Below are 23,357 nucleotides of genomic sequence, written 5' to 3'. Positions count from 1 at the left end.
AGGGATGGATATTGAAACAACAAGTCATTTTAGAAACAGAATTTATGACGTTGGGCCAAATGTTGAAAGAAACTACTGTTATTGGCAGTGGTGGCCAAGCAAAATGGTATTTAGCTGAAAATACTGTTTTAGTTGACGGTGAACCAGAAAACCGTCGAGGAAGAAAACTTTATCCCGGAATGATGATTGAAGTTCCAGATGTAGGAACTTTTTTTATGGTAAAAAAAGGAAAAGTGAATAATGAGGCTGAATAAGCTACACCTTAAAAATTATAGAAACTATGATGAATTGACTATAGATTTTTCCAAGAATTTGATTATTTTTTTAGGTGAAAATGCTCAAGGAAAGACGAATTTGTTAGAAAGTATTTATGTACTTGCTATGACACGAAGTCATCGTACAACTAGTGAACAAGAACTAATTGGCTGGGAACAAGAACAAGCACTTGTTCAAGGTGAAATTAGTAAAGGTTCTTCTAAACTTCCTTTAGAGATTTTATTATCTAAAAAAGGGCGTAAAACCAAGATTAATCATATTGAGCAAAAAAAATTAAGTAGTTATGTTGGGCAACTAAATGTCATTTTATTTGCACCAGAAGATTTATCATTAGTAAAAGGTAGTCCTCAAGTACGTCGAAAATTTTTAGATATGGAATTAGGTCAAATTAATCCTATTTATCTATATAATTTGTTTCAATATCAGTCAATTTTGAAACAACGAAATCAATATTTAAAGCAATTAAGCGAAAAAAAGCAGTCAGATTTGCTTTATTTAGATATTTTATCGGAACAATTAGCAGATTTTGGAAGTAAAGTGTTGAAAGCTAGAAGCCAGTTTATTAAAAAGTTAGAGTTTTGGGCTAATTCACTACATCAACAAATCACGCATCAAAAAGAGCACCTTAAAATTGAATATGTGACGACGCTTAATTCTTTGGAGAGCCAATCGCAAGAACAAATTCAAAAACAATTTTTAGAAGAATTAGCAAAAAATCAAAAAAAGGATCTATTTCGAGGTACGACAACTGTAGGACCACATCGAGATGACCTTCATTTTTTTATCAATGAAAAAAATGTTCAAGTTTATGGGTCACAAGGACAGCAGAGAACTACTGCTTTAAGTGTTAAATTGGCAGAAATCGATTTGATTAAAGAGGAAACAGGTGAGTACCCAATTTTGCTATTGGATGATGTGATGAGTGAACTAGATGATAACCGCCAATTACATTTGTTGGAGACAATCGAAGGGAAAGTCCAAACCTTTTTAACAACGACAACACTTGATCATGTAAAAAATAAAATGACCGTTGAACCAGAAATATTTTATGTTCAACAGGGAAAAATAAAAGGAGACGAAACTGAATGACGGAAGAAAAAAGTTTAGTGGATCGCGCTAAAGAATATGATGCCAGTCAGATTCAAGTATTAGAAGGACTGGAAGCCGTTCGTAAACGTCCAGGGATGTACATTGGAACAACAAGTTCTGAAGGATTGCACCACTTAGTATGGGAAATCGTTGATAATTCAATCGATGAAGTATTAGCTGGGTTTGCTACTTCTATCCACGTTATTATTGAAAAAGATAATAGTATAACAGTAGTTGATGATGGTCGTGGTATTCCTGTTGATATCCAAGCTAAAACGGGACGTCCAGCTGTGGAAACAGTTTTTACTATCTTGCATGCCGGAGGTAAATTTGGCGGTGGCGGATATAAAGTATCAGGTGGTCTTCATGGTGTAGGATCTTCTGTTGTAAATGCGTTGTCTACGCTATTAGATGTAAAAGTTTATAAAGACGGAAATGTTTATTATCAAGAATATCGTCGAGGTGCTGTTGTCGATGATTTGAAAATTATTGATACAACCGATCGTCACGGAACAACAGTCCATTTTATTCCTGATCCAGAAATCTTCACTGAAACAACTGTTTTTGACTTTAATAAATTAGCAACGCGTATTAGAGAACTAGCTTTCTTAAACCGCGGAATGCATATTTCAATTGAAGATAAGCGTGAAGAAGAACCAGTTATTAAAGAATATCATTATGACGGCGGGATTAAGAGCTACGTTGAATTTTTAAATAGCAGTAAAAATGTTTTGTTCCCAGAACCAGTTTATTTGGAAGGTGAACAGCAAGATATCACAGTCGAAGTATCAATGCAGTATACAGATGGTTATCATTCAAACATTATGAGTTTTGCCAATAATATTCATACATATGAAGGTGGAACACATGAATCTGGATTTAAAACAGCACTGACACGCGTTGTTAATGACTATGCAAGAAAACAAAAATTGATGAAAGAAAATGACGACAATCTAACTGGAGAAGATGTTCGTGAAGGGTTAACAGCTGTTATTTCAATTAAACATCCAGATCCACAATTTGAAGGTCAAACGAAAACAAAATTAGGAAATTCTGAAGTTCGTACTGTAACTGATCGATTGTTCAGCGAACATTTCATGAAATTTTTACTTGAAAATCCAAGTGTTGGACGACAAATCGTTGATAAGGGATTACTTGCATCTAAAGCACGTTTAGCTGCTAAACGCGCACGTGAAGTTACTCGACGTAAAGGCGCACTAGAAATTAGTAATTTGCCAGGAAAATTAGCTGACTGTTCAAGTAATGATCCTGAAAAATGCGAACTATTTATCGTCGAAGGAGATTCTGCCGGAGGATCAGCAAAACAAGGACGTGATCGTCAATTTCAAGCTATTTTACCAATTCGTGGGAAAATTTTAAACGTTGAAAAAGCAAGTATGGATAAAATTTTAGCCAATGAAGAAATTCGTTCACTGTTTACAGCAATGGGAACAGGATTTGGAGCAGATTTTGACGTAGCAAAAGCACGTTATCATAAATTAGTTATCATGACCGATGCCGATGTCGATGGTGCTCATATCAGAACACTGCTGTTAACATTGTTTTATCGTTACATGCGTCCAATCGTGGAGGCTGGCTATGTTTATATTGCACAGCCACCTTTGTATGGAGTAAAACAAGGAAAGAAAATCACTTATGTTCAACCAGGTAAAAACGCAGAAGAGGACTTGAAAAATGTTATTGCTTCCTTACCTGCATCGCCTAAACCAAGCGTTCAGCGTTATAAAGGTCTAGGGGAAATGGATGATCATCAATTATGGGAAACAACCATGGATCCTGCTAATCGAATGATGGCTCGCGTAACTGTAGACGATGCAATTGCTGCAGACCAAATTTTTGAAATGCTGATGGGAGATCGCGTAGAACCTCGTCGTGCGTTCATTGAAGAAAATGCACATTACGTTAAAAACTTAGATATTTAATCATGAAGGAGGAAAAGAATTGTGAGTGAAAAATTTAGTGAAAACATCCATGATGTCAATCTAACCAATGAAATGAAAGACTCCTTCATCGATTATGCAATGAGTGTTATCGTAGCTCGTGCATTACCTGATGTTCGAGATGGATTGAAACCAGTTCATCGTCGTATCTTGTACGGAATGAATGAATTAGGTGTTACACCAGATAAACCACATAAAAAATCAGCCAGAATTGTTGGGGATGTTATGGGTAAATACCATCCCCACGGTGATAGTGCTATTTATGAATCCATGGTTCGGATGGCTCAGCCATTCAGCTATCGCTATATGCTAGTTGACGGTCACGGAAACTTTGGCTCTGTGGACGGTGACGGAGCTGCCGCAATGCGTTACACGGAAGCCCGAATGAGTAAGATTGCTATGGAAATGCTAAGAGACATTAACAAAAATACAGTTGATTTCCAAAGTAACTATGATGATACGGAAAAGGAACCAGAAGTTCTTCCTGCTCGGTTCCCCAATCTTTTGGTCAATGGGACAACTGGTATTGCGGTAGGTATGGCAACGAACATCCCTCCACATAATTTATCAGAAGTTGTAGCGGCAATTGATTTGTTGATAGAAAATCCAGAAGTTACAACAAATGAGTTAATGGAAGTGTTACCTGGACCAGACTTCCCAACTGGCGGTCTAGTTATGGGTAAATCTGGAATACGCCGTGCCTATGAAACGGGTAAAGGATCAATTACTGTTCGAGCAAAAGTTGAAATCACTGAAATGCCGAATGGCAAAGAAAGAATTTTAGTCACAGAATTACCATACATGGTAAATAAAGCAAAACTAATTGAACGAATTTCTGAACTTCATCGTGATAAACGAATTGAAGGAATTACTGATTTACGGGATGAATCTTCTCGTGAAGGAATGCGTATTGTTATTGATATACGCCGTGATGCTAGTGCTTCTGTTATTTTAAATAACTTATATAAAATGACTTCATTGCAAAACTCGTTTGGATTTAATATGTTAGCAATTGAAAAAGGTGTTCCTAAAGTTTTAAGCTTGAAAGAAATTCTTGAAAACTATGTTGAACATCAGCGTGAAGTAATCACACGTCGTACAATTTTTGATAAAGAAAAAGCTGAAGCACGGGCACATATTTTAGAAGGTTTACGCATTGCGTTAGATCACATTGATGAAATTATTGCTATTATTCGTGGATCAAAATCTGATGATATTGCAAAAGCAACAATGATTGAACGATTTGCTTTGTCAGATCGTCAAGCACAAGCAATTTTAGATATGCGCCTTCGTAGACTAACTGGTTTAGAACGTGAAAAAATTGAAAATGAATATCAAGAATTATTAAAATTGATTGCAGATTTAACTGATATTTTGGCAAGACCTGAACGAATTACTGAAATTATCAAAACAGAACTTGCTGAGTTAAATCAACGGTTTGGTGATAAACGTCGGACAGAACTTTTAGTTGGTGAAGTCTTAAGCTTAGAAGATGAAGATTTAATAGAAGAAGAAGAAATCGTTATTACTTTGACAAATAATGGTTATATCAAACGTGTTGCTAATAATGAATTTAGAGCACAAAGACGTGGCGGACGTGGTGTACAAGGCATGGGTGTTCATAACGATGATTTTGTAAAAAATCTTGTTTCCTGTTCAACACATGACACTTTATTATTCTTCACGAACAACGGAAAAGTATATCGTGCAAAAGGATATGAAATTCCAGAATATGGTAGAACTGCCAAGGGAATCCCCGTCATTAATTTACTTGGAATTGATTCTAGTGAAAAAATCCAAGCAATTATTGCTGTAACAGGGAAAGCAGAAGAAGGACATTATCTATTCTTTACTACTCGTCTAGGAACTGTAAAACGGACAGCAGTGACCGCCTTTTCTAATATTAGAAGTAATGGCTTGATTGCCATTGGCTTAAAAGATGGTGATGAGTTAGTCAATGTCTTGTTAACAAATGGCGAATCGAATATTATCATTGGAACGCACAATGGTTACTCAGTTACATTCAAAGAAGAAGCTATCCGTGATATGGGGAGAACTGCTTCTGGTGTAAGGGGAATTCGTTTAAGAGAAGAAGACTATGTCATCGGCGCAGCTTTGATGACAGAAAATCATGAGGTTCTTGTAATTACAGAAAAAGGATATGGAAAACGTACAAAAGTATCTGAATATCCTGTAAAAGGTCGTGGTGGTAAAGGAATTAAAACGGCCAATATTACTGAGAAGAATGGTCCTTTAGCTGGATTAACGACTGTTACTGGTGAAGAAGATATTATGTTGATTACAGATAAAGGCGTCATTATTCGTTTTAATGTGTCAACTGTCTCTCAAACTGGTCGTTCAACATTAGGCGTTCGTTTAATGAAAATGGAAGTTGATACAAAAGTTGTAACAATGGCAGCAGTTGAACCTGAAGCGACTGAAGAAGTAACAGAAGTAAATTCAGAAATTGATGCAGAAGAAACAACAGAGGAATAAAAATTTTCTTTGAAAACAATCTATAATAAGAGTACCTTAAATTTTAAGGTGCTCTTATTTTTTTGTTGCGCAAAAGACGTAATGCGTGTATAATCAAAGATTGTGAGTAGTCTAATTATATTAGAAAACTCTCCTTGCTCTTGGAATAACAAGAGCCTAAAGTCCATAGGGAGGTGAAATCAATGGAAAATACGAAATATGAAATTATGTATATTATTCGTCCAAACATTGATGAAGAAGCAAAAACTGCTTTAATCGAACGTTTCGATACAATCTTAAAAGATAACGGAGCTGAAGTTATCGAATCTAAAGATTGGGAAAAACGCCGTTTAGCTTATGAAATTAACGGTTACCGTGAAGGTATCTATCACATCGTTAAAGTGTCTTCTCCATCAAATGCAAGTGCAATCAATGAATTTGATCGTCTTGCTAAAATCAATGACGATATCGTTCGTCACATGATTGTTAAAGAAGAAGCTTAATTTGTTTCACATGGAACAAAGGAAAACGATGAGAGGAGATGACTATTTTGATTAATAATGTTGTACTAGTTGGACGTCTGACTAAAGATCCGGATTTACGATACACATCAAACGGAACTGCAGTAGCAACGTTTACTCTGGCCGTAAATCGTAATTTTACAAACCAAAGTGGAAATCGAGAGGCTGACTTTATTAACTGCGTTATTTGGCGTAAATCAGCAGAAACAATGGCTAACTATGCACGTAAAGGTACACTTTTAGGTGTTACTGGTCGTATTCAAACACGTTCTTATGATAATCAACAAGGACAAAAAGTCTATGTTACAGAAGTAGTAGCTGATAACTTCCAATTATTGGAATCTCGTTCTGCATCAGAAAATCGTCAACAAAGTGGCGGTTTCCAAAGCTCAAACCAATCAACAAACACATTTGGTGGAAACAATAACTTTAATCAAACATCTCAATCATCCAACGGTATGCCTGATTTTGATCGTGACACAACTGATCCATTTGGTTCAAGTTCAACGATTGACATTTCAGATGATGATTTACCATTCTAAACGAATTGATAGGAGGGAAATAGAATGGCACAACAAAGAAGAGGCGGACGTAAACGTCGTAAAGTAGACTATATTGCTGCTAATCATATTGAATATATCGATTATAAAGATATCGAATTACTAAAAAGATTTATCTCAGAACGCGGTAAAATTTTGCCACGTCGTGTAACTGGTACAGGCGCTAAAAACCAACGTAAACTTACTGTTGCAATTAAACGTGCTCGTATTATGGGCTTACTACCTTTCGTTAGTGAAGACTAATAAATTGTAAAAAAAGAAGCAATAATCCCAAAGGATTGTTGCTTCTTTTTTATATAAAAGCAGAATTATAGTTTCTTTTTTTTGTTTAGGGAGCAGATATAGATGTTAGTCGCTTGTATTGACCAAAATATGGTAAAATTGAACTAATTATTAGTGGGAGGGAGAATATGGAAGATGAAAATTTAAACTTTACCCCCAGACCATTCTTCTTTTTTTTGTTTATTCTAATAGAAGTTTTGGTTATTCTAGTGTTTCCGTTTCGATTAATTAGTGCATTAATTGTATTTGTCATGAATGCACTTTGTTTCCGTTATTGGTTAAAGATGAGTCGATGGTTAGTTTTAAGAAACCGAGAGAAAATTCAACAAGCATCGACTGTGGCAGAAACTAATCTCGCATATGTTTCAGAGATTATGCCTGTAGGAGTAATCGCTTACCAACCAACGACACAAAAAATCGAATGGTTAAATCCCTTTGCTCTAGATATAAAAGATAAGAGTGCATTATCGGAAACTGAATTATTAGATGCCTTTTTTTCTGCTAAAGAAAAAAAGAAAAATCAATTATATTTAGCAGACAAAACCTTTCAGTTTGATCTAGATACGGTCAAAGGAGTTATCTACTTCAGTGATGTCACACAAAATCAATTATTAAAATTGCATCAAACAAATATACAGCCCGTAATCGGAATTTTATCAATTGATAACTATGCAGATGCAATTGATAAATTAGATGATAAAGAGATTTCTTATCTAAATTCATTTGTTACCACATTGATTTCTGATTGGATGGATGAATATCATATTTTTTATAAGAGAATAAATGCAGAGCGTTTCTTCTTTTTTGCACAAATGATTGATTTGAAAAAGATGATGGAAAAGAAATTTGACTTATTAGACCGGCTGAGAGCTGAAGCAGAAAAACAAAATTTACCGATTACGCTAAGTATGGGTGTTGCTTATGGGCAAAAAACGCTAGAAGAAATTGGCGACGAAGCACAGAATAATTTAGATATTGCTTTAGTTCGCGGGGGCGATCAAGTTGTTGTAAAAGAAGTCCAAGAAGGATCAAAACCAACTTACTATGGTGGTAAGTCAGCGAAAAACGTAAAAAGAACAAGAGTAAGATCTCGTGCAATGAGTACTGCGTTACGGAAAATATTTACAGAAACAAATGATGTGTTTATTATGGGCCATCGTTTTCCAGATATGGACGCTTTAGGTTCTGCTTTTGGTGTCAGTTGTTTGGCGCGCTTCAATCAGAAAAAAGCATACGTTGTGATTAATGAAGATGAAATTATTCCAGATGTTTCTAGGTGTTTAGAAGAAATTCACAAGCATCCAGAGCTAGAAGCTCAAATAATTTCGCCAGAGCGAGCGATGGAGATCAAACAAGACAATGACTTATTAGTTATGGTAGATTATCATAAACCATCATTATCAATCTCACAGAGCCTGTATGACCAATTTGATAAGATTGTTATCATTGACCATCATCGACGTGGAGAAGAATTTCCAAATAAACCATTATTAACTTACATTGAATCATCTGCGTCATCAGCCTCAGAATTGGTAACAGAATTGATTCAATATCAAAGTACGAGAACCAATAGACTTGATCGTTTTGAAGCAACACTTTTACTCGCTGGGATGACCGTAGACACGAATAGTTTTAATGTGAGAACTACGGCTCGAACATTTGATGTGGCAAGTTATTTGAGGTCTTGCGGAGCAGATGCGTCATTAGTACAATATTTATTAAGCTCTGATTTAGATACTTATTTAGAAATCAGCGATCTAATTGCTCACAGTGAGTATGTTACAAAAGATATTGTGGTAACAGCAGGAACAAATGAGAAAGAGTATAATAGTGTTATTGCCGCTAAAACAGCTGATACGTTGCTGTCAATGATTGATATTAATGCTGCCTTTGTTATCACTAAGCGAACAGATGGTTTGATCGGAATTAGCGCAAGAAGCAGTGGAACAATCAATGTCCAACTCATCATGGAGTCTTTAGGTGGTGGAGGTCATTTTACCAATGCAGCAACACAATTGGAAAATACAACAGTTGAAGAAACAAAAGAGCGGTTATTAGCAGCAATTCATGAGAATATAAATCAAATATATGACAAGGAGTAGGCCAAATGAAAGTAATTTTCTTGCAAGATGTAAAAGGAAAAGGCAAAAAAGGGGACGTCAAAGAAGTTCCAACTGGATATGCACAAAACTATCTATTGAAAAATAATTTAGCTAAGGAAGCTAATAAAGGTAGCATTAGTCAATTAGCTGGACAAAAAAAGGCACAAGAAAAGCATGAAGCCGAAATTTTAGCTGAAGCAAAAAAATTAAAAGATTTTCTTGAAAAAGAAGACACAGTTGTTGAAATTAAAGCAAAAGCTGGTGAAGACAGTCGTTTGTTTGGATCAATCCCATCAAAACAAATTGCAGAAGGATTGAACAAACAATATAAAGTAAAAATCGATAAACGAAAAATAGAATTGGAAACACCAATCAGAGCTTTAGGTTACACAAACGTACCAGTTAAGTTGCATCATGATGTAACTGCGACGATTAAAGTACATGTTGTGCAAGAATAAGAGTACAAAGAGATTGTGACGCAAAACGTTTAACTCTGACAAATAGTGAGGCGTTGTTTTGGAACACTGTTTATTCGGAAAAAGGAGGTATGACAAGATTTTTGTCACACCTCTTTTCTTATGCGGTGTACATTTCAGTTATTTTCTTGTAAAATGAAGCAACCGAAGACAAGGAGCGATAAGTATGAGTGAAGTGTGGCAGGATCGAATTCCACCGCAAAATATTGAAGCGGAACAAGCAGTCTTAGGCTCTGTTTTTCTTGATGCAGAAACGATCATTGATGCCATGGAATACATAGAGCCAAAAGATTTTTATCGTCGTGGTCATCAAATTATTTTTGAAACAATGATTGAGTTGAATGATCGCAATGAAGCGATAGATGTTGTAACTGTGAAGGATCGATTAGAGCAAGGAAATCTTTTAGAAGATGCTGGGGGATTAAGTTACCTCTCAGAACTTGCTTTGGCGGTCCCTACAGCTGCAAATGTGGCTTACTATGCCAAAATTGTTGAAGAAAAATCTCTGTTGCGAAATTTAATCCAAACAGCAACTGGAATTGTAACTAAGGGCTTTGAACAAGGTGAAGAAGTTCAGTCGATTTTGGACGACGCAGAACGAAGTATTTTAGAAGTATCTGAAAAAAGAAATCGTAGTGGTTTTTTATCAATTGCTGAAGTTTTGAACTCCACAATTGAAAATATTGATCAGCTAGCACAAAATAATGAAGAAATTACCGGGTTACCGACAGGGTATCAAGGGTTAGATAAAATGACTGCAGGTTTTCAAGCAGAAGAATTAATTATCATTGCCGCTCGTCCAGCGGTAGGTAAAACAGCTTTTGCTCTGAACATTGCTCAAAATGTTGGAACAAAAACAGATCGTGCTGTAGCAATTTTTAGTTTAGAAATGGGTGCGGAATCATTAGTAAATCGTATGCTTTGTGCAGAAGGATCCATTGAGGCTAGTCATTTACGAACAGGTCAATTATCAGAGGAAGAGTGGTCAAACTTAATTGTTGCTATGGGAAGCTTATCACGAGCCAATATTTATATTGATGATACTCCTGGTATCAAAATTTCTGAAATTCGTGCGAAATGTAGAAAACTAGCACAAGAAAAAGGAAATTTAGGATTGATTTTGATTGATTACTTACAATTGATTGAAGGGAGTGGGCGAGAAAATCGTCAACAAGAAGTGTCTGATATTTCGCGTCAGTTGAAAAAATTGGCAAAAGAGTTAAAAGTACCTGTAATTGCGTTATCCCAACTTTCACGTGGTGTAGAACAGAGACAAGACAAACGTCCAGTTCTTAGTGATATTCGGGAATCTGGATCTATTGAGCAAGATGCCGATATCGTAGCGTTCTTATATCGTGATGATTATTATGATCGTGAAAGCGGAGAAGACGGAGAAACGACAGAACCACAAAATGATAATGTAATCGAAGTAATCATTGAGAAAAACCGGAGTGGTGCACGTGGGACTGTTGAGCTACTATTTATTAAAGAATATAATAAGTTTTCTTCACTTTCACCGAGGGAAGAATTCTAATAAATTTTTTTGAAAAAAAGTTTGTTTTTATTGTGTAGACAGTAAAGCCAAGCTTTTTTTATTATGGAAATTTTTTAAATAATTTGTAAAACGTTCGTAAATAAACCGTTTTTACAAAAAAAAATAAAATATCATTCGAATTTTGTTTGAATATATAGGCATAACTTGGTACAATAGTTCAGGATCAAATAATATAAAATGAGGTGTTCGAATGTCATCTGTAGTAGTAGTAGGTACACAATGGGGCGATGAAGGGAAAGGAAAAATCACTGACTTTCTTAGTGAGAACGCAGAAGTAATCGCACGTTACCAAGGTGGCGATAATGCAGGACACACAATTAAATTTAGTGGTGTTACGTATAAACTGCATTTAATTCCTTCTGGAATTTTTTACAAAGATAAAATCAGTGTGATTGGAAATGGTGTTGTTGTTAATCCTAAATCTTTAGTAAAAGAGCTTGCCTATCTACACGAAAAAGATATTACGACGGACAATTTAAGAATTTCTGACCGTGCACATGTCATCTTGCCATATCACATTAAATTGGATCAATTGCAAGAAGATGCTAAAGGTGAGAATAAAATTGGAACAACGATCAAAGGAATCGGACCTGCATATATGGACAAAGCAGCACGTGTAGGGATTCGAATTGCAGATTTATTAGATAAAGAAATTTTTGAAGAACGTTTACGCATGAATTTGGAAGACAAAAACCGTCAATTTGTTAAAATGTTTGACTCTGAGCCAATTTCATTTGATGAGATTTTTGAAGAATACTATGAATATGGGCAACAAATTAAACAATATGTGACAGACACTTCAGTCATTTTAAATGATGCGTTAGATGCTGGAAAGCGTGTGTTATTCGAAGGTGCACAAGGAGTTATGTTGGATATTGATCAAGGAACTTATCCGTTTGTTACTTCATCTAATCCAGTTGCTGGAGGCGTAACAATTGGTAGTGGTGTTGGCCCATCTAAAATCAACAAAGTGGTTGGTGTATGTAAAGCTTATACTTCACGTGTAGGTGATGGTCCTTTCCCAACTGAATTATTTGATGAAACTGGTGAACAAATTCGTAAAATCGGTCGCGAATATGGTACAACAACTGGTCGACCACGTCGTGTTGGTTGGTTCGATACGGTTGTTATGCGTCATTCAAAACGTGTATCGGGGATTACAAACCTTTCACTTAACTCTATTGATGTGTTAAGTGGCTTAGACACAGTAAAAATCTGTACAGCTTATGAGTTAGATGGAGAGTTAATCTATCATTACCCAGCTAGCTTGAAAGAATTAAAACGTTGCAAGCCTGTATATGAAGAATTACCAGGCTGGTCTGAAGATATTACAAGTTGTAAAACATTGGCAGAATTACCAGAAAATGCTCGTAATTATGTGAGACGTATCTCAGAGCTTGTAGGCGTGCGTATTTCTACTTTCTCAGTTGGACCAGATAGAAACCAAACAAACATCTTAGAAAGCGTATGGGCGCAAATCTAGGACGTTTCAGCCCACATAGATAACTGAATCAGGACATTTCTTTTAGAAGTGAGTTATCATCTTGGGGAAACTTTTTAATAAAAAACAGCTGAAACTTGAAGTAACCTTGAATTTATTCATGTTGCTTCAAGTTTTTTTGTAAATACTGGCCATAAATTCCTTTTGATTGCAAGACGTTTGTTATAATGTAGTAGTTAGGCGGGTTAAGAATAAAAAGGAGTTGAATAATGTGTATCAAATAGTGACTGATTCTTGTTGTGATTTACCTTATCAGGTATTAGAAGAAATAAATGTCGATTTTTTATCAATGAAGATTCAGCTAAATGGCGAAGAATTAATTGACGACTTAGGAAAAACTTTTGATTATGAAAAATACATGAATGAATTAAAAGGCGAAGCAATGCCAACAACTTCTCAAATAAATGTGGGGGGCTATTTAGAATTTTTCCGATCATATGTTGAAAAAAAGATTCCTGTCCTTTATGTTGCTTTTTCTAGCTCAATGAGTGGCTCTTATAGTAGTGCAATGCAAGCTGTTGAGTTATTGAAGGAAGAGTATGAAAATCCAGAAATTTATGTTTTTGATACGAAAGCAGCTAGTGTTGGCGAAGGACTGTTGGTTTTAGCGGCAGCTCGATTAAAAGAAGAAGGCAAGCCACTTGAAGAAGTTTTAGAGTGGTTGAATAATAATTATTTAAAAGTGCGTTCTTGGGTAACTGTCGATGATTTAAAACATCTTGAGCGTGGGGGAAGAATTTCTAAGACAAGTGCAACCTTAGGAAGCATTCTAAGTGTAAAACCTATCATTACCGTTGATGAAGCTGGACGTTTAACAAATGTTGACAAAGTTCGTGGAAGAAATAAATCCATTCAAAAAATTGTTGATGAAACGATCCAATCAATCGTAGCGCCTCTTGAACAAACCATTTATATTGCATACGCTGGTGATTTAGAAAGTGCCGAAAAAGCTAAGAAACAATTAGAAGAAAAAATCCAAGTAAAAAACATTGTACTTTACCCCTTAGGGCCAACGATTGCTAGCCATACTGGTTATGGTTGTATTGCTATCTTTTCAATGGGAACGAGTCGTTAATCAATATCAATAATCCATAACAAAAAAGCGTAGGACGGTTAAGTTGTCTCTACGCTTTTTGTGTTTATTTTATGAGAACAATGCGTCCATACTTTTCTTAATATCAGGATTTTCTAAAAACTCATCGTAGGTTGTATCTGCACGATCAATTACACCTTTATCAGAAACAGCAATGATGCGGTTTGCTAGTGTTTGAATGAATTGGTGGTCATGGGAAGCAAATAGGATAGAACCAGTGAAAGCCATCAATCCATCGTTTAAAGCAGTAATTGATTCTAAATCTAAATGATTTGTCGGGTCGTCGAGTACTAAGACATTCGCTTTTGAAAGCATCATTTTTGAAAGCATACAACGAACTTTTTCACCACCAGATAAAACGTTAACTGGTTTTAGGACTTCTTCTCCAGAAAAGAGCATTCGACCTAAGAAACTTCTCAAGAATGTATTGTCATCTTCTTCTTTGCTTGCATACTGACGTAACCAGTCAAGAATCGTTAAGTCATTATTGAATTCTTTTGTAGTATCTTTTGCTAAATAAGAATGACTTGTTGTAACACCCCAGCGAACAGTACCAGTATCAGGCTTGATTTCACCCATGATTACTTTAAATAAGGTAGTAGTTGTAATATCATTATCTGCTATGAAAGCAACCTTATCTTCTTTGTTCAAAGTAAATGATATATCTTTTAAGATTTGCTTACCATCAATGGTTACACTCACATTATCTACTTGTAAAAGATCATTTCCAATTTCACGTTCAGGTTTAAATCCAACAAATGGATAGCGTCTTGAAGATGGTTGAATATCATCTAAAGTAATTTTTTCTAACATTTTTTTACGTGAAGTTGCTTGTTTTGATTTTGAAGCATTTGCACTGAAACGCGCAATAAATTCTTGTAGCTCTTTGATCTGTTCTTCTTTTTTTGCATTTGCATTTGCTTGGAGTTTTGTTGCAAGTTGGCTAGATTCTAACCAAAAATCATAGTTACCGACGTAAAGTTTGATTTTACCGAAGTCTAAATCTGCCATGTGTGTACAAACTTTGTTTAAGAAGTGGCGGTCATGGGATACTACGATTACAGTATTTTCAAATTCAATTAAAAATTCTTCTAACCAATTGATTGATTGGATATCCAGCCCATTGGTAGGTTCGTCAAGTAGTAATACATCAGGTTTACCAAAAAGTGTTTGCGCTAGTAAAACTTTGACTTTTTGACCAGCCGTTAATTCACTCATTGATTGATGATGTAATTCTTCAGGGATATTTAATCCTTGCAATAAAACTGCTGCTTCGGGTTCAGCTTCCCAACCATTTAGCTCAGCAAACTCTCCCTCTAATTCTGCGGCACGAATACCGTCAGCATCGGAAAAGTCTTCTTTCATATATAAAGCATCTTTTTCTTTCATTACTTCATATAATCGTTTATGACCCATAATAACAGTTTCTAAAACAGTATATTCTTCATAATCAAAATGATTTTGTTTCAATACTGCCATACGTTCATCAGGGCCTAAAGTAACGTTCCCAGTTGACGGTTGTAAATCTCCAGATAAAACTTTAAGGAAAGTTGATTTACCTGCTCCATTTGCACCAATCAATCCATAACAATTTCCGGGAGTGAATTTAATATTAACGTCATCAAATAGTTTGCGATCTGAAAAGTGCAAACTTACATCATTTACAGTAATCAATTTTTTTCCTCACTTATATCTATAGTAGTTTTGACGAATTTGAGTCTTATAGAATTATAAAGGGGAAAGGTAAAAGTTTCAAGGTAATACCAATTTTAATTGTGTTTCACGTGGAACGTAAAAAAATTGATCAAAATTTTTTTTGTCAGATAGACAGCATAAATTTTGACGTATATCGAAAGAGTGTTTAGTATTAGTTATGTAAATAAAAGAAAGAAGGTATGAAAATGAATGAAAATAGAAGATCGGTTGATTGGGGCTCCTTGCTGTTAGGGGTTTTGTTTGTGATTGTATCGCTATTATCATTTCAAGATCCTGTCGGAAATTTAGTGGCTATTGTTATGGTGTTTGCAGTGTTTGCTTTTTTAAAGGGAATTTTTGAAATTATTGGACGTAATCGATTGAAAGAGTTAACTGGTTATAAAGCAAAAATGCCTTTAGTAGTTGGGATTATTGATATTTTAATTGGGATTTTTTTCCTGTTTAATGTAAATGCAGGTGTGATGGCTTTACCATTTGTATTTGCTGTTTGGTTCATCATTGATTCGATATTTGCTTTATTTGTTACTGATTTGGCAAAAAATATTAGTACAGGATATTATTGGTTTACAGTTATTATCAATATTTTAGGAATCTTCTTAGGAATTGTGTTACTATTTAACCCAATTTCTTCAGCATTGACTTTGAGTTTTTTAGTTGGTTTTTACTTCATGATGTTTGGAATCACTCATATTGTTTATGCATTTAGATAATAAATGAAAAAATAGCGTATGCTTTTTGAGCATACGCTATTTTTTATAGTTTTATAGATTTTCGTAAATTTCATGAAGGACGGGCATGTCGTGTACTTCGTATTTTTGTTTAAAACTTTCAATTTCTTCAGCTGAATAGAGACGAGGATCCAAATGTAAATCTTCAACTGGTAGTGGACGTTTGTCTGAAATTTTGACATCAATGACGACTGGACGAGTTGATTTTGCTGCAGCATCAAATGCAGGGCGCAATTGTGAAAATTCAGTGATTGTGAAACCATCAGCACCTAGCGCTTCCCCTACTTTTCCGAAGTCAGCACCTTCCAAAAAGACACCAAATTTATTTTGTTCAGAATCTTCTTGCTCAGCTTCGATAAAACCAAAGGATTCATTTGAAAAAACAACATTGATAATAGGTAATTGATATTTTACTTGAGTAATAATATCTTGCATGACCATTGCAAAGCCACCATCACCACTAAGTGTAAAAACTTGTTGTTCAGGATAACTTAATTTTGCAGCAAGCCCGGCCGGAACAGCGTAACCCATCGTGGCAAACCAACCAGATGTTGTATGTTTTTGTTGACCATTTAAATCTAATAAACGAATAGATTGGATTGTGGTATTACCGACATCTGTTACAAAAATAGCTGATTCTTCTGCAATACGATTGATTTCATTGTACACAGCTTCGGGACGGATTGGCTTATCAGCTTTAGTTGCAAACGATTGAAGCCAATTTACCCAATTTTCTTTATTTTTTTGGTTAGCAAGCAACCAGTTATCTGAAGGTCGTGCTTCTCCAAGTTCAACCAACGTTTGCAATGTTGTGACGGCATCACCTAAAATGGCTAGCGAAGTTTGGTGCCGACGACCAAATTTTGAAGCATCAATGTCTACTTGGACAAATTTTGCATCAGGATTAAAGAAGTATTGGGCGAAAGGAAAATCACTTCCTACGAAGAAAATTAAATCTGCTTCAGCCAAAGCTTCGTTTGCAGGCTTGGTAGCAACACGACCAGCAAAACCAAGAAAATTAGGATAGCTATCTGGAACAATACCTTTTCCTAAAACAGAAGAAACAACAGGCATTGAAAAATGTTCTGAGAAAGCTTTGATCTGTTCAAATCCTCCACGAGTTCCTTGCCCAATATAAAGCACAGGCTTTTTCGCTTCGCTGATGTATGGTAAAGCTTTGATTACTTCATCTTTTTTTGGTAACAAAACATTATTTTGATAGGTGGAGGCTGTACTGAATTCTTGTTCTTCAATAGTTGCATAACCAAAATCAACAGGAATAGTTACCACAGCTACACCATTGTATTTGTAAGCAGCTTTAATTGCTTCATCAGCTACATGAGGGAGACTTTCTGGTGTCATTACTGTTCGATTATAGACACTAACATCAGCAAACATAGGGTTTTCATTTAATTCTTGGAAAGCATTATAATTCATTGCACTTGAAGCGACTTGTCCAAGAAAGGCGACTACTGGTACATGATCCATTTGTGCGTCGTACAGCCCGTTGATTAAGTGTGTTGCCCCAGGACCAGCTGAGCCAAATACAGCCCCAACTTTACCAGTTAGTTTAGCGTCAGCTGCAGCTGCTAGTGCACCTACCTCTTCGTGACGAACTTGAATATATTTAATAGAGTGTTTTTCTTGATATAAAGCATCCATGATGGAATTAAAGGAACCACCAGGGATACCATAGATATGATCAATGCCCCAACTTTCTAAAACTTTGACCATAGCTACGCCTGAATTAATTGTTGACATATGATGTATCACTCCTTTTGCTTTGTTAGACACAGTATAACTCTTTCTTTGTTTTGTCCCAACTAATTCGTTTTTTCACATAATAAGTCGTGATAGGTGTCGAAAAACTCTTTTTTTTAGTATGATGAATAAGTAAATGAGAAAGGAGAAATCAATGGTTACCTGGTTATTAGGATTGGATTCATGGCAACAAGCATTAGTCGGAACAGGATTCACTTATTTTATGACAGCGCTAGGCGCAGCACTTGTATTTTTCTTTAAAGAGATTAAGAAAGAGTTATTGAATTTGATGTTGGGATTTGCTTCGGGGATAATGATTGCTGCTAGTTTTTGGTCATTGTTAGATCCAGCAATTTCAAAAGCAGAAGAAAATGGCGACATTGCCTGGTTGGTCGTAAGTATTGGATTTGGTTTAGGTGGCGTTTTTCTTTACATAGCAGATAAGACGTTACCTCACATGCACTTTGGTCCAAAGCATGAAGTAGAAGGGTTTCAAACACATTTGAAACGAACAATTTTATTGGTTTTTTCGATTACACTACACAATATTCCAGAGGGATTGGCAGTAGGGGTGGCATTTGGCGCAGCAGCCAATGCTAGTGATCCTAAGGCAGCAACGTTGGCGGCCATTTCGGTTGCTTTAGGAATAGGTATTCAAAACTTCCCCGAAGGTGCAGCAGTATCGATTCCATTGAGACAAGAAGGATTAAGTCGAAGAAAAGCGTTCTGGTATGGGCAGGCTTCAGGTGTGGTTGAACCAATAGCAGGTGTGCTAGGTGCACTGCTTGTAACGAAAGTATCACTATTGTTGCCTTATGCATTGGCTTTTGCCGCAGGCGCGATGATTTACGTTGTTGTAGAAGAGTTAATTCCAGAGGCACAACAAACATTATCAAGCAGACGACACTTTGCTGTATTTGGTGTCATGCTTGGATTTATGATTATGATGATTTTAGATGTAGCATTAGGATAAAATGAATGTAACGGCAGTTTTGCTCAAAGAAACAACCAGAGAAAATTTTTCTCTGGTTGTTTTCTGTTAAATAATGAATCATAAAATTGCAGCATTTTTAGTGATTGCTCGAAAGGGTCCTGTAAGCTATAGCCAGTTTTTTCGTGCAATAACTAGTAGTATCGTCTATTGTTACCGGACGTTCCTGTAATCAATCGAACTAGCCAAATAGCAATAGCCAATGGGATAAGTAATTTGATTGCAAACCACAAGAATCCGCTTAATAAACCAACAAAAAGACTGATGATAGAGCTAGCGATGATTAGAAAAAGAATTAACAAGAATACTTTTCCAAGTATATTTTTTTGTCCCATGAACTATTCCCTCATTTCATATGTTTTTTTCTATATAGAAAGTTTAACAAATTTTTACTTTTTTCACGTCCAACTAAAGACTGATTATTTCATCAGACTTCAGATGATTATCTTTTGCTTTTTTTGAATGTTTCCATATAAAATAAGCGAAAGGAGAGAAAATTATGACAAAGAATCGTTTAGAAGCATTTACAGATGCAGTTATTGCAATTATTATGACCATCTTAGTTTTAGAATTACATCAGCCTGGTTCGGATACGTGGTCGGCGTTGATTGGACTCGAACATAAAATTTTAATTTATGTTATCAGTTTCTTTACACTGGTTATTTATTGGAATAACCACCATCATTTGTTTTTAGTGGTCAAAAAAATCAACGGACAAGTATTGTGGCGAAATAGTATCTTTATTTTTTCTTTATCGTTATTCCCTTTTGCGACTGCTTGGATCAGTGAATACATAAATAGTCTCGTGCCTGAGCTTATTTATGGTTTAGTCACATTGTTTGCTAATGTCACCTATTATTTTTTAGCGAGAGAACTTGCTAAAGTAAATAAAAAAGAAAGCATCGTGAAAGAACTGTTGATTGACTATCGGAAATCTTATCTATCTATTGGACTGAATATTTTAGGGTTATTATTGGGGTGGTTAGTCGCTCCTATTGCAGTTTTGATCGTGAATGTATTGATATTATTGATGTGGATTATTCCAATAAAAAAAGTGGAACAGTATTTTCGATGAAAAGAAAGGTGTGGGACAATAGTCTTACACCTTTCTTTTGTGGATTAAATAAAAGAACCAGAGTTTTCCACAGTGGATAACTCTGGAAGAATGACAAAATTCAGAAGTAAATATGCGTTATTTGTAAATGATTGAATAACGTTTCTTTACAGCATACAAGTGATAGACAGTTGGCAACAAGAGAATAAATAAGGGGATATATCAGTATCTCACATACCGTTAGGGGGTATTTAAATTAAGGATTAAACTAAGGTACTAAACACTAGAAATGCTTAGTTGAAAGGGTACCAGGCTAGTAGAGAGGGGGGAACTGTTTTCTTATATTGAGATAGATGAGTTACAATAAACAAAAAGGAAGAAAATAATGAATAATTTACGTAAATTACGATTAGAACACCAATTAACCATTCGAGAGTTAGCTGATATTTTAGTTTGTGACTTCTCTTTGTATTCAAAATATGAACGTGATGAGCGGAGTATTCCGATTAAATATTTGGTCATATTATCAGATTTTTATGATACGAATAGTGATTTTTTACTGGGACGAACAGATTATCCTAAAAAACTTCCATCGTCTAAAGAACCATCTGAATATGATCGTACATAGAATTATTGATAAAATATAGCCAACCAAAATTTGATATATCAAATTTTGGTTGGAGACGAGATAAGAAGAAAGTCAAAAATAGATAAAACAAAATAGTAGTTTGATTTTTTATTTTTCATCAAATAGTGGAGAATTTTTATTAGATGTGTTGTTCCATGAATGTTAAGTGGTGTAGAAATGACTTATAGTGGAAGTAAGTAATGATTCAACTGTTCGTTGAGTCAAAAAAGTGAGCGCAACAAAGCGTACATTGCCAAACTATTTTTCAAGGAGTACATTGATAGTAGAAATAGGAAAGAAAATAAAAGAATTAAGACAATCAAAAGAAATGACGCAAAAAGAATTAGCAGAAATCTTGAATGTTACACCTCAAGCAAGTATCTAAGTTGGAGCAAAACGTTAAGTAATCCGTATCTTCAAATACGTTTAAGACTTAGTCGTTAGATGTTTCCGTTACTGATACTTCAGGTAATACTAAGCAGACACTTTTTGATTCTCTTTTTTCAAAAATGAAAAGGGGTAAGCAGATGGAAAATTCTCAAAACACGAATATAGAGCAAGTTTCAACTGATACAAAAGTCCTGATTTTTGATTTAAGTGGTAGTTTTATGAGTGATAAAGGCTTGTTACAGACACAAATTTTGAATAGTAAATTACAGTCACTAATGAATAAAAGTGGAAAAAAAGTCATAGTAGACACCTATGAATCTAGTCAAATAAATAAGTACGGAGAACAAGCAGATGTTATTCTATTGACACCGTCATTTAGTTTTGCGCAAAAAGACATTGAAAAACAATTTCCTAAAATTCCTGTGATTGAAATATCAAAGAGAGACTATGGTTTGCTGAATATTGAAAATATTTATCAAGAGATTCTCAACGTAGTTAAATAGAAAACAACTAAGTAAAAGAAAAGGCAGCTTTTGAGTAAACGACTCAGAGGCTGCTCTTTTTGCGAAGGGTTAGATCAGAGATGCAATACAATAAATAGTAAATTTACTAAAAGATAAATGACAAGTAGTTCTCTGCTTAACACCGTTTCTCTCTTTTTTTTGATTTTTAAGTGGTAGTAGGTTCCAAATGTCATCAGACAAATAAGAAACATTAGATACTTCGTTAGTAACATAAAATTACAACTTTTTGATTGGACTTTGAGTCGTTGTCTTTAAATTAGCAATTGGGAACTCATCGGTAAGAGTAATTCGGATTCCTCCTTTAGCTGAGTCAACACTAATCCATTTTTTCCTATCATTGTTACCATCTCTAAATCTTGATGCTAGAATGGTAGCTCCTACTAGTCCAATAAGAGCCCCCGCAGGTCCACCAGCAAGGGCACCACCTAATGTGCCATTTACTTGTAATAATGTTGCACTCGCACCTAGATTATCACGTAAACTTACCATAGCTGTTTTATTAGAAGCGAAAGCATTGTATCCACCGGAGAAAAATACTTCTGAAAAGGAGGCTCTACCATTGATACATACAGTAGATTCTGCATTATCATATTTATTGATTAAATAAAGAAGTTGATCTCTAGTCAAATCGAGTGTACCAGACTGGCATAGTTGACTAGCCCGTAGATTATTAAACTCTTGCTCAAATCCAATCCATTGTTTATTTGATTCTCTAGTTATTGAATAGCTGTCTATGCTAGTTTCTGTTGCATATGTAGTAGTAATAGGTGACAAAATTATTGATGAAAAACTGAAACACATAACCATTGTAATTATCATTTTTTTCATTTAAATGTCCCTCGTTCTTTAACAACTAATTTTATGCTGATAAATAGGCCCAATTATCTACCAAGTTTGGTGGTGTTCTTTTTTATTATTAACTAAAAAAATGTTTATTTCATCCGTAAAAAATGTATCTTTTTTTCTCTATTTACGTATGCCATGTATTGAAGCGTGATAAAATATGACGTATTAAATGATTCTAAGGGGAGGGATGGGCAGCGAGACCAACTAATTTTTTGAACCACATTTTTGAAAAAGTGCACTGAGAGAAAAAGAGATATTGAGGTGTAAATAATGAAAGTAATTTTATTTGATGATCAAGAGTTATTTTCAAAAGGAGTAGAGGAAGTTCTTACACAAGAAGTCGCTAGTTTTCGTACATTTCCCACTTCTAGTAATATTATAGCCACAGTACATAGAGAGAACCCAGATGTTGTTTTGATGGACATCCATATGGAAGGAAAGGATGGATTTGAAGAAGGAAAGAAGCTAGTAGAATCAAATTCAGAATCGAAAGTGGTTTTTTTAACAGAGTATCCATTTAATCAATGCTATGAAGAAATGATTAGTATCGGTGCAGCTGCTGTTATTTCTAAAAGAAGTTCCAGAGAAGATTTTATTACAAAATTAAGGCTAGTTATAAAAGGGAACAGGATTTTTCCCAAGAAAGAACTTATGGTGGAAAGCTTAACTGCTAAAGAAAACAAAATCTTACAAATGATTACGGATGGCAAGACGCAAAAAGAAGTCGCTATTCAGTTGTACATGAGTCAAAGGACAATATCCACGCATATGCAACATATCTTAAACAAATTAGGTGTTGGAATGGCAACAGTTTTTTTGACAAATTTT

At 35.1% G+C, this 23,357-nt stretch carries 22 protein-coding genes; 19 read left to right on the top strand and 3 right to left on the bottom strand.

Annotation, left to right across the window (positions count from 1 at the left end; translation table 11 throughout):
• Positions 1–11 precede the first annotated feature (11 nt).
• The 12 genes from yaaA to RV17_RS10855 all read left to right on the top strand — a co-directional run bounded on the left by yaaA (position 12) and on the right by RV17_RS10855 (position 13,873).
• On the top strand, positions 12–254 hold the full coding sequence (yaaA, locus tag RV17_RS10910; RefSeq protein ID WP_067483660.1) for a S4 domain-containing protein YaaA: 243 nt from the start codon (positions 12–14) through the stop codon (positions 252–254).
• A complete protein-coding gene (gene recF, locus RV17_RS10905) occupies positions 241–1,365 on the top strand; it encodes a DNA replication/repair protein RecF (protein ID WP_071869227.1) in 1,125 nt (374 codons plus the stop codon). Before yaaA ends, recF begins: the two co-directional genes overlap by 14 nt.
• Complete coding sequence (gene gyrB / locus RV17_RS10900; RefSeq protein WP_071869226.1) at positions 1,362–3,308, top strand: DNA topoisomerase (ATP-hydrolyzing) subunit B; 1,947 nt, start codon at positions 1,362–1,364, stop codon at positions 3,306–3,308. Before recF ends, gyrB begins: the two co-directional genes overlap by 4 nt.
• Positions 3,309–3,329: 21 nt before the next feature.
• Entirely contained in the window at positions 3,330–5,822 is a 2,493-nt protein-coding gene (gyrA, locus tag RV17_RS10895; RefSeq protein WP_071869225.1) for a DNA gyrase subunit A, read from the top strand.
• A gap of 182 nt (positions 5,823–6,004) precedes the next feature.
• A complete protein-coding gene (gene rpsF, locus RV17_RS10890) occupies positions 6,005–6,304 on the top strand; it encodes a 30S ribosomal protein S6 (protein WP_067483652.1) in 300 nt (99 codons plus the stop codon).
• A 47-nt stretch (positions 6,305–6,351) separates the two neighbouring features.
• The gene (ssb, locus tag RV17_RS10885; protein ID WP_067483650.1) at positions 6,352–6,864 is read left to right on the top strand and encodes a single-stranded DNA-binding protein; all 513 of its coding nucleotides are present in this window, start codon (positions 6,352–6,354) and stop codon (positions 6,862–6,864) included.
• Between the two features lie 24 nt (positions 6,865–6,888).
• A complete protein-coding gene (rpsR, locus tag RV17_RS10880) occupies positions 6,889–7,125 on the top strand; it encodes a 30S ribosomal protein S18 (protein ID WP_016623165.1) in 237 nt (78 codons plus the stop codon).
• A gap of 167 nt (positions 7,126–7,292) precedes the next feature.
• Complete coding sequence (locus RV17_RS10875) at positions 7,293–9,266, top strand: DHH family phosphoesterase (protein ID WP_071869224.1); 1,974 nt, start codon at positions 7,293–7,295, stop codon at positions 9,264–9,266.
• Positions 9,267–9,271: 5 nt separating this feature from the next.
• Entirely contained in the window at positions 9,272–9,724 is a 453-nt protein-coding gene (gene rplI / locus RV17_RS10870) for a 50S ribosomal protein L9 (protein ID WP_067483646.1), read from the top strand.
• A gap of 184 nt (positions 9,725–9,908) precedes the next feature.
• A complete protein-coding gene (dnaB, locus tag RV17_RS10865; protein WP_067483644.1) occupies positions 9,909–11,276 on the top strand; it encodes a replicative DNA helicase in 1,368 nt (455 codons plus the stop codon).
• A 211-nt stretch (positions 11,277–11,487) separates the two neighbouring features.
• Entirely contained in the window at positions 11,488–12,780 is a 1,293-nt protein-coding gene (locus RV17_RS10860; RefSeq protein ID WP_067483642.1) for an adenylosuccinate synthase, read from the top strand.
• A 229-nt stretch (positions 12,781–13,009) separates the two neighbouring features.
• Positions 13,010–13,873, top strand: coding sequence for a DegV family protein (locus RV17_RS10855; RefSeq protein WP_067483640.1), 864 nt, complete (start codon positions 13,010–13,012; stop codon positions 13,871–13,873).
• Positions 13,874–13,942: 69 nt separating this feature from the next.
• Here the strand turns inward: RV17_RS10855 and RV17_RS10850 are convergent, their stop codons facing one another.
• Positions 13,943–15,565: an ABC-F family ATP-binding cassette domain-containing protein gene (locus RV17_RS10850; RefSeq protein WP_071869223.1), complete on the bottom strand. Its 1,623-nt coding sequence runs from the start codon at positions 15,563–15,565 to the stop codon at positions 13,943–13,945.
• A gap of 227 nt (positions 15,566–15,792) precedes the next feature.
• Between RV17_RS10850 and RV17_RS10845 the strand changes: the two genes are divergently transcribed.
• Positions 15,793–16,317 (top strand): HdeD family acid-resistance protein, encoded by a 525-nt coding sequence (locus tag RV17_RS10845; protein WP_067483636.1) that lies wholly within the window; start codon positions 15,793–15,795, stop codon positions 16,315–16,317.
• Between the two features lie 51 nt (positions 16,318–16,368).
• Here RV17_RS10845 and spxB read toward each other — a convergent pair whose 3' ends face one another.
• Positions 16,369–18,096, bottom strand: a complete 1,728-nt coding sequence (gene spxB / locus RV17_RS10840; protein ID WP_071869222.1) for a pyruvate oxidase — start codon at positions 18,094–18,096, stop codon at positions 16,369–16,371.
• Positions 18,097–18,250: 154 nt separating this feature from the next.
• Here spxB and RV17_RS10835 point away from each other — a divergent pair, with 154 nt between their 5' ends.
• The 5 genes from RV17_RS10835 to RV17_RS13295 all read left to right on the top strand — a co-directional run bounded on the left by RV17_RS10835 (position 18,251) and on the right by RV17_RS13295 (position 21,662).
• Positions 18,251–19,069 (top strand): ZIP family metal transporter, encoded by an 819-nt coding sequence (locus RV17_RS10835; protein WP_067483631.1) that lies wholly within the window; start codon positions 18,251–18,253, stop codon positions 19,067–19,069.
• Positions 19,070–19,586: 517 nt separating this feature from the next.
• Positions 19,587–20,162, top strand: coding sequence for a TMEM175 family protein (locus RV17_RS10825; protein WP_067483626.1), 576 nt, complete (start codon positions 19,587–19,589; stop codon positions 20,160–20,162).
• 364 nt (positions 20,163–20,526) lie between these two features.
• Entirely contained in the window at positions 20,527–20,769 is a 243-nt protein-coding gene (locus tag RV17_RS10820) for a helix-turn-helix domain-containing protein (RefSeq protein WP_067483624.1), read from the top strand.
• Positions 20,770–21,046: 277 nt separating this feature from the next.
• The gene (locus RV17_RS13300) at positions 21,047–21,154 is read left to right on the top strand and encodes a helix-turn-helix transcriptional regulator (RefSeq protein ID WP_244897455.1); all 108 of its coding nucleotides are present in this window, start codon (positions 21,047–21,049) and stop codon (positions 21,152–21,154) included.
• A 142-nt stretch (positions 21,155–21,296) separates the two neighbouring features.
• Positions 21,297–21,662: a PTS sugar transporter subunit IIB gene (locus RV17_RS13295; protein WP_071869221.1), complete on the top strand. Its 366-nt coding sequence runs from the start codon at positions 21,297–21,299 to the stop codon at positions 21,660–21,662.
• 237 nt (positions 21,663–21,899) lie between these two features.
• On the opposite strand, the gene RV17_RS10805 is transcribed toward RV17_RS13295, so the two are convergent.
• On the bottom strand, positions 21,900–22,511 hold the full coding sequence (locus RV17_RS10805) for a hypothetical protein (RefSeq protein WP_067483620.1): 612 nt from the start codon (positions 22,509–22,511) through the stop codon (positions 21,900–21,902).
• A gap of 288 nt (positions 22,512–22,799) precedes the next feature.
• Between RV17_RS10805 and RV17_RS10800 the strand changes: the two genes are divergently transcribed.
• Positions 22,800–23,357, top strand: a 558-nt coding sequence (locus RV17_RS10800) for a response regulator transcription factor (RefSeq protein ID WP_071869220.1), incomplete at its 3' end; no start/stop codon positions are given.

This window comes from Enterococcus thailandicus (assembly GCF_001886265.1).
GTDB lineage: Bacteria > Bacillota > Bacilli > Lactobacillales > Enterococcaceae > Enterococcus_B > Enterococcus_B thailandicus.
The sequence above is the reverse complement of the archived record's forward strand: the minus strand, read 5'-3'. Positions and strand labels throughout refer to the sequence as shown.

Bases quoted from the DNA above. Each gene is read 5' to 3' on its own strand.
- recF (WP_071869227.1), top strand. From the start codon at position 241: ATGAGGCTGAATAAGCTACACCTTAAAAATTATAGAAACTATGATGAA.
- gyrB (WP_071869226.1), top strand. From the start codon at position 1,362: ATGACGGAAGAAAAAAGTTTAGTGGATCGCGCTAAAGAATATGATGCC.
- rpsF (WP_067483652.1), top strand. From the start codon at position 6,005: ATGGAAAATACGAAATATGAAATTATGTATATTATTCGTCCAAACATT.
- rpsR (WP_016623165.1), top strand. From the start codon at position 6,889: ATGGCACAACAAAGAAGAGGCGGACGTAAACGTCGTAAAGTAGACTAT.
- RV17_RS10875 (WP_071869224.1), top strand. From the start codon at position 7,293: ATGGAAGATGAAAATTTAAACTTTACCCCCAGACCATTCTTCTTTTTT.
- rplI (WP_067483646.1), top strand. From the start codon at position 9,272: ATGAAAGTAATTTTCTTGCAAGATGTAAAAGGAAAAGGCAAAAAAGGG.
- dnaB (WP_067483644.1), top strand. From the start codon at position 9,909: ATGAGTGAAGTGTGGCAGGATCGAATTCCACCGCAAAATATTGAAGCG.
- RV17_RS10860 (WP_067483642.1), top strand. From the start codon at position 11,488: ATGTCATCTGTAGTAGTAGTAGGTACACAATGGGGCGATGAAGGGAAA.
- RV17_RS10845 (WP_067483636.1), top strand. From the start codon at position 15,793: ATGAATGAAAATAGAAGATCGGTTGATTGGGGCTCCTTGCTGTTAGGG.
- spxB (WP_071869222.1), bottom strand. From the start codon at position 18,096: ATGTCAACAATTAATTCAGGCGTAGCTATGGTCAAAGTTTTAGAAAGT.
- RV17_RS10835 (WP_067483631.1), top strand. From the start codon at position 18,251: ATGGTTACCTGGTTATTAGGATTGGATTCATGGCAACAAGCATTAGTC.
- RV17_RS10825 (WP_067483626.1), top strand. From the start codon at position 19,587: ATGACAAAGAATCGTTTAGAAGCATTTACAGATGCAGTTATTGCAATT.
- RV17_RS10820 (WP_067483624.1), top strand. From the start codon at position 20,527: ATGAATAATTTACGTAAATTACGATTAGAACACCAATTAACCATTCGA.
- RV17_RS13295 (WP_071869221.1), top strand. From the start codon at position 21,297: ATGGAAAATTCTCAAAACACGAATATAGAGCAAGTTTCAACTGATACA.
- RV17_RS10805 (WP_067483620.1), bottom strand. From the start codon at position 22,511: ATGAAAAAAATGATAATTACAATGGTTATGTGTTTCAGTTTTTCATCA.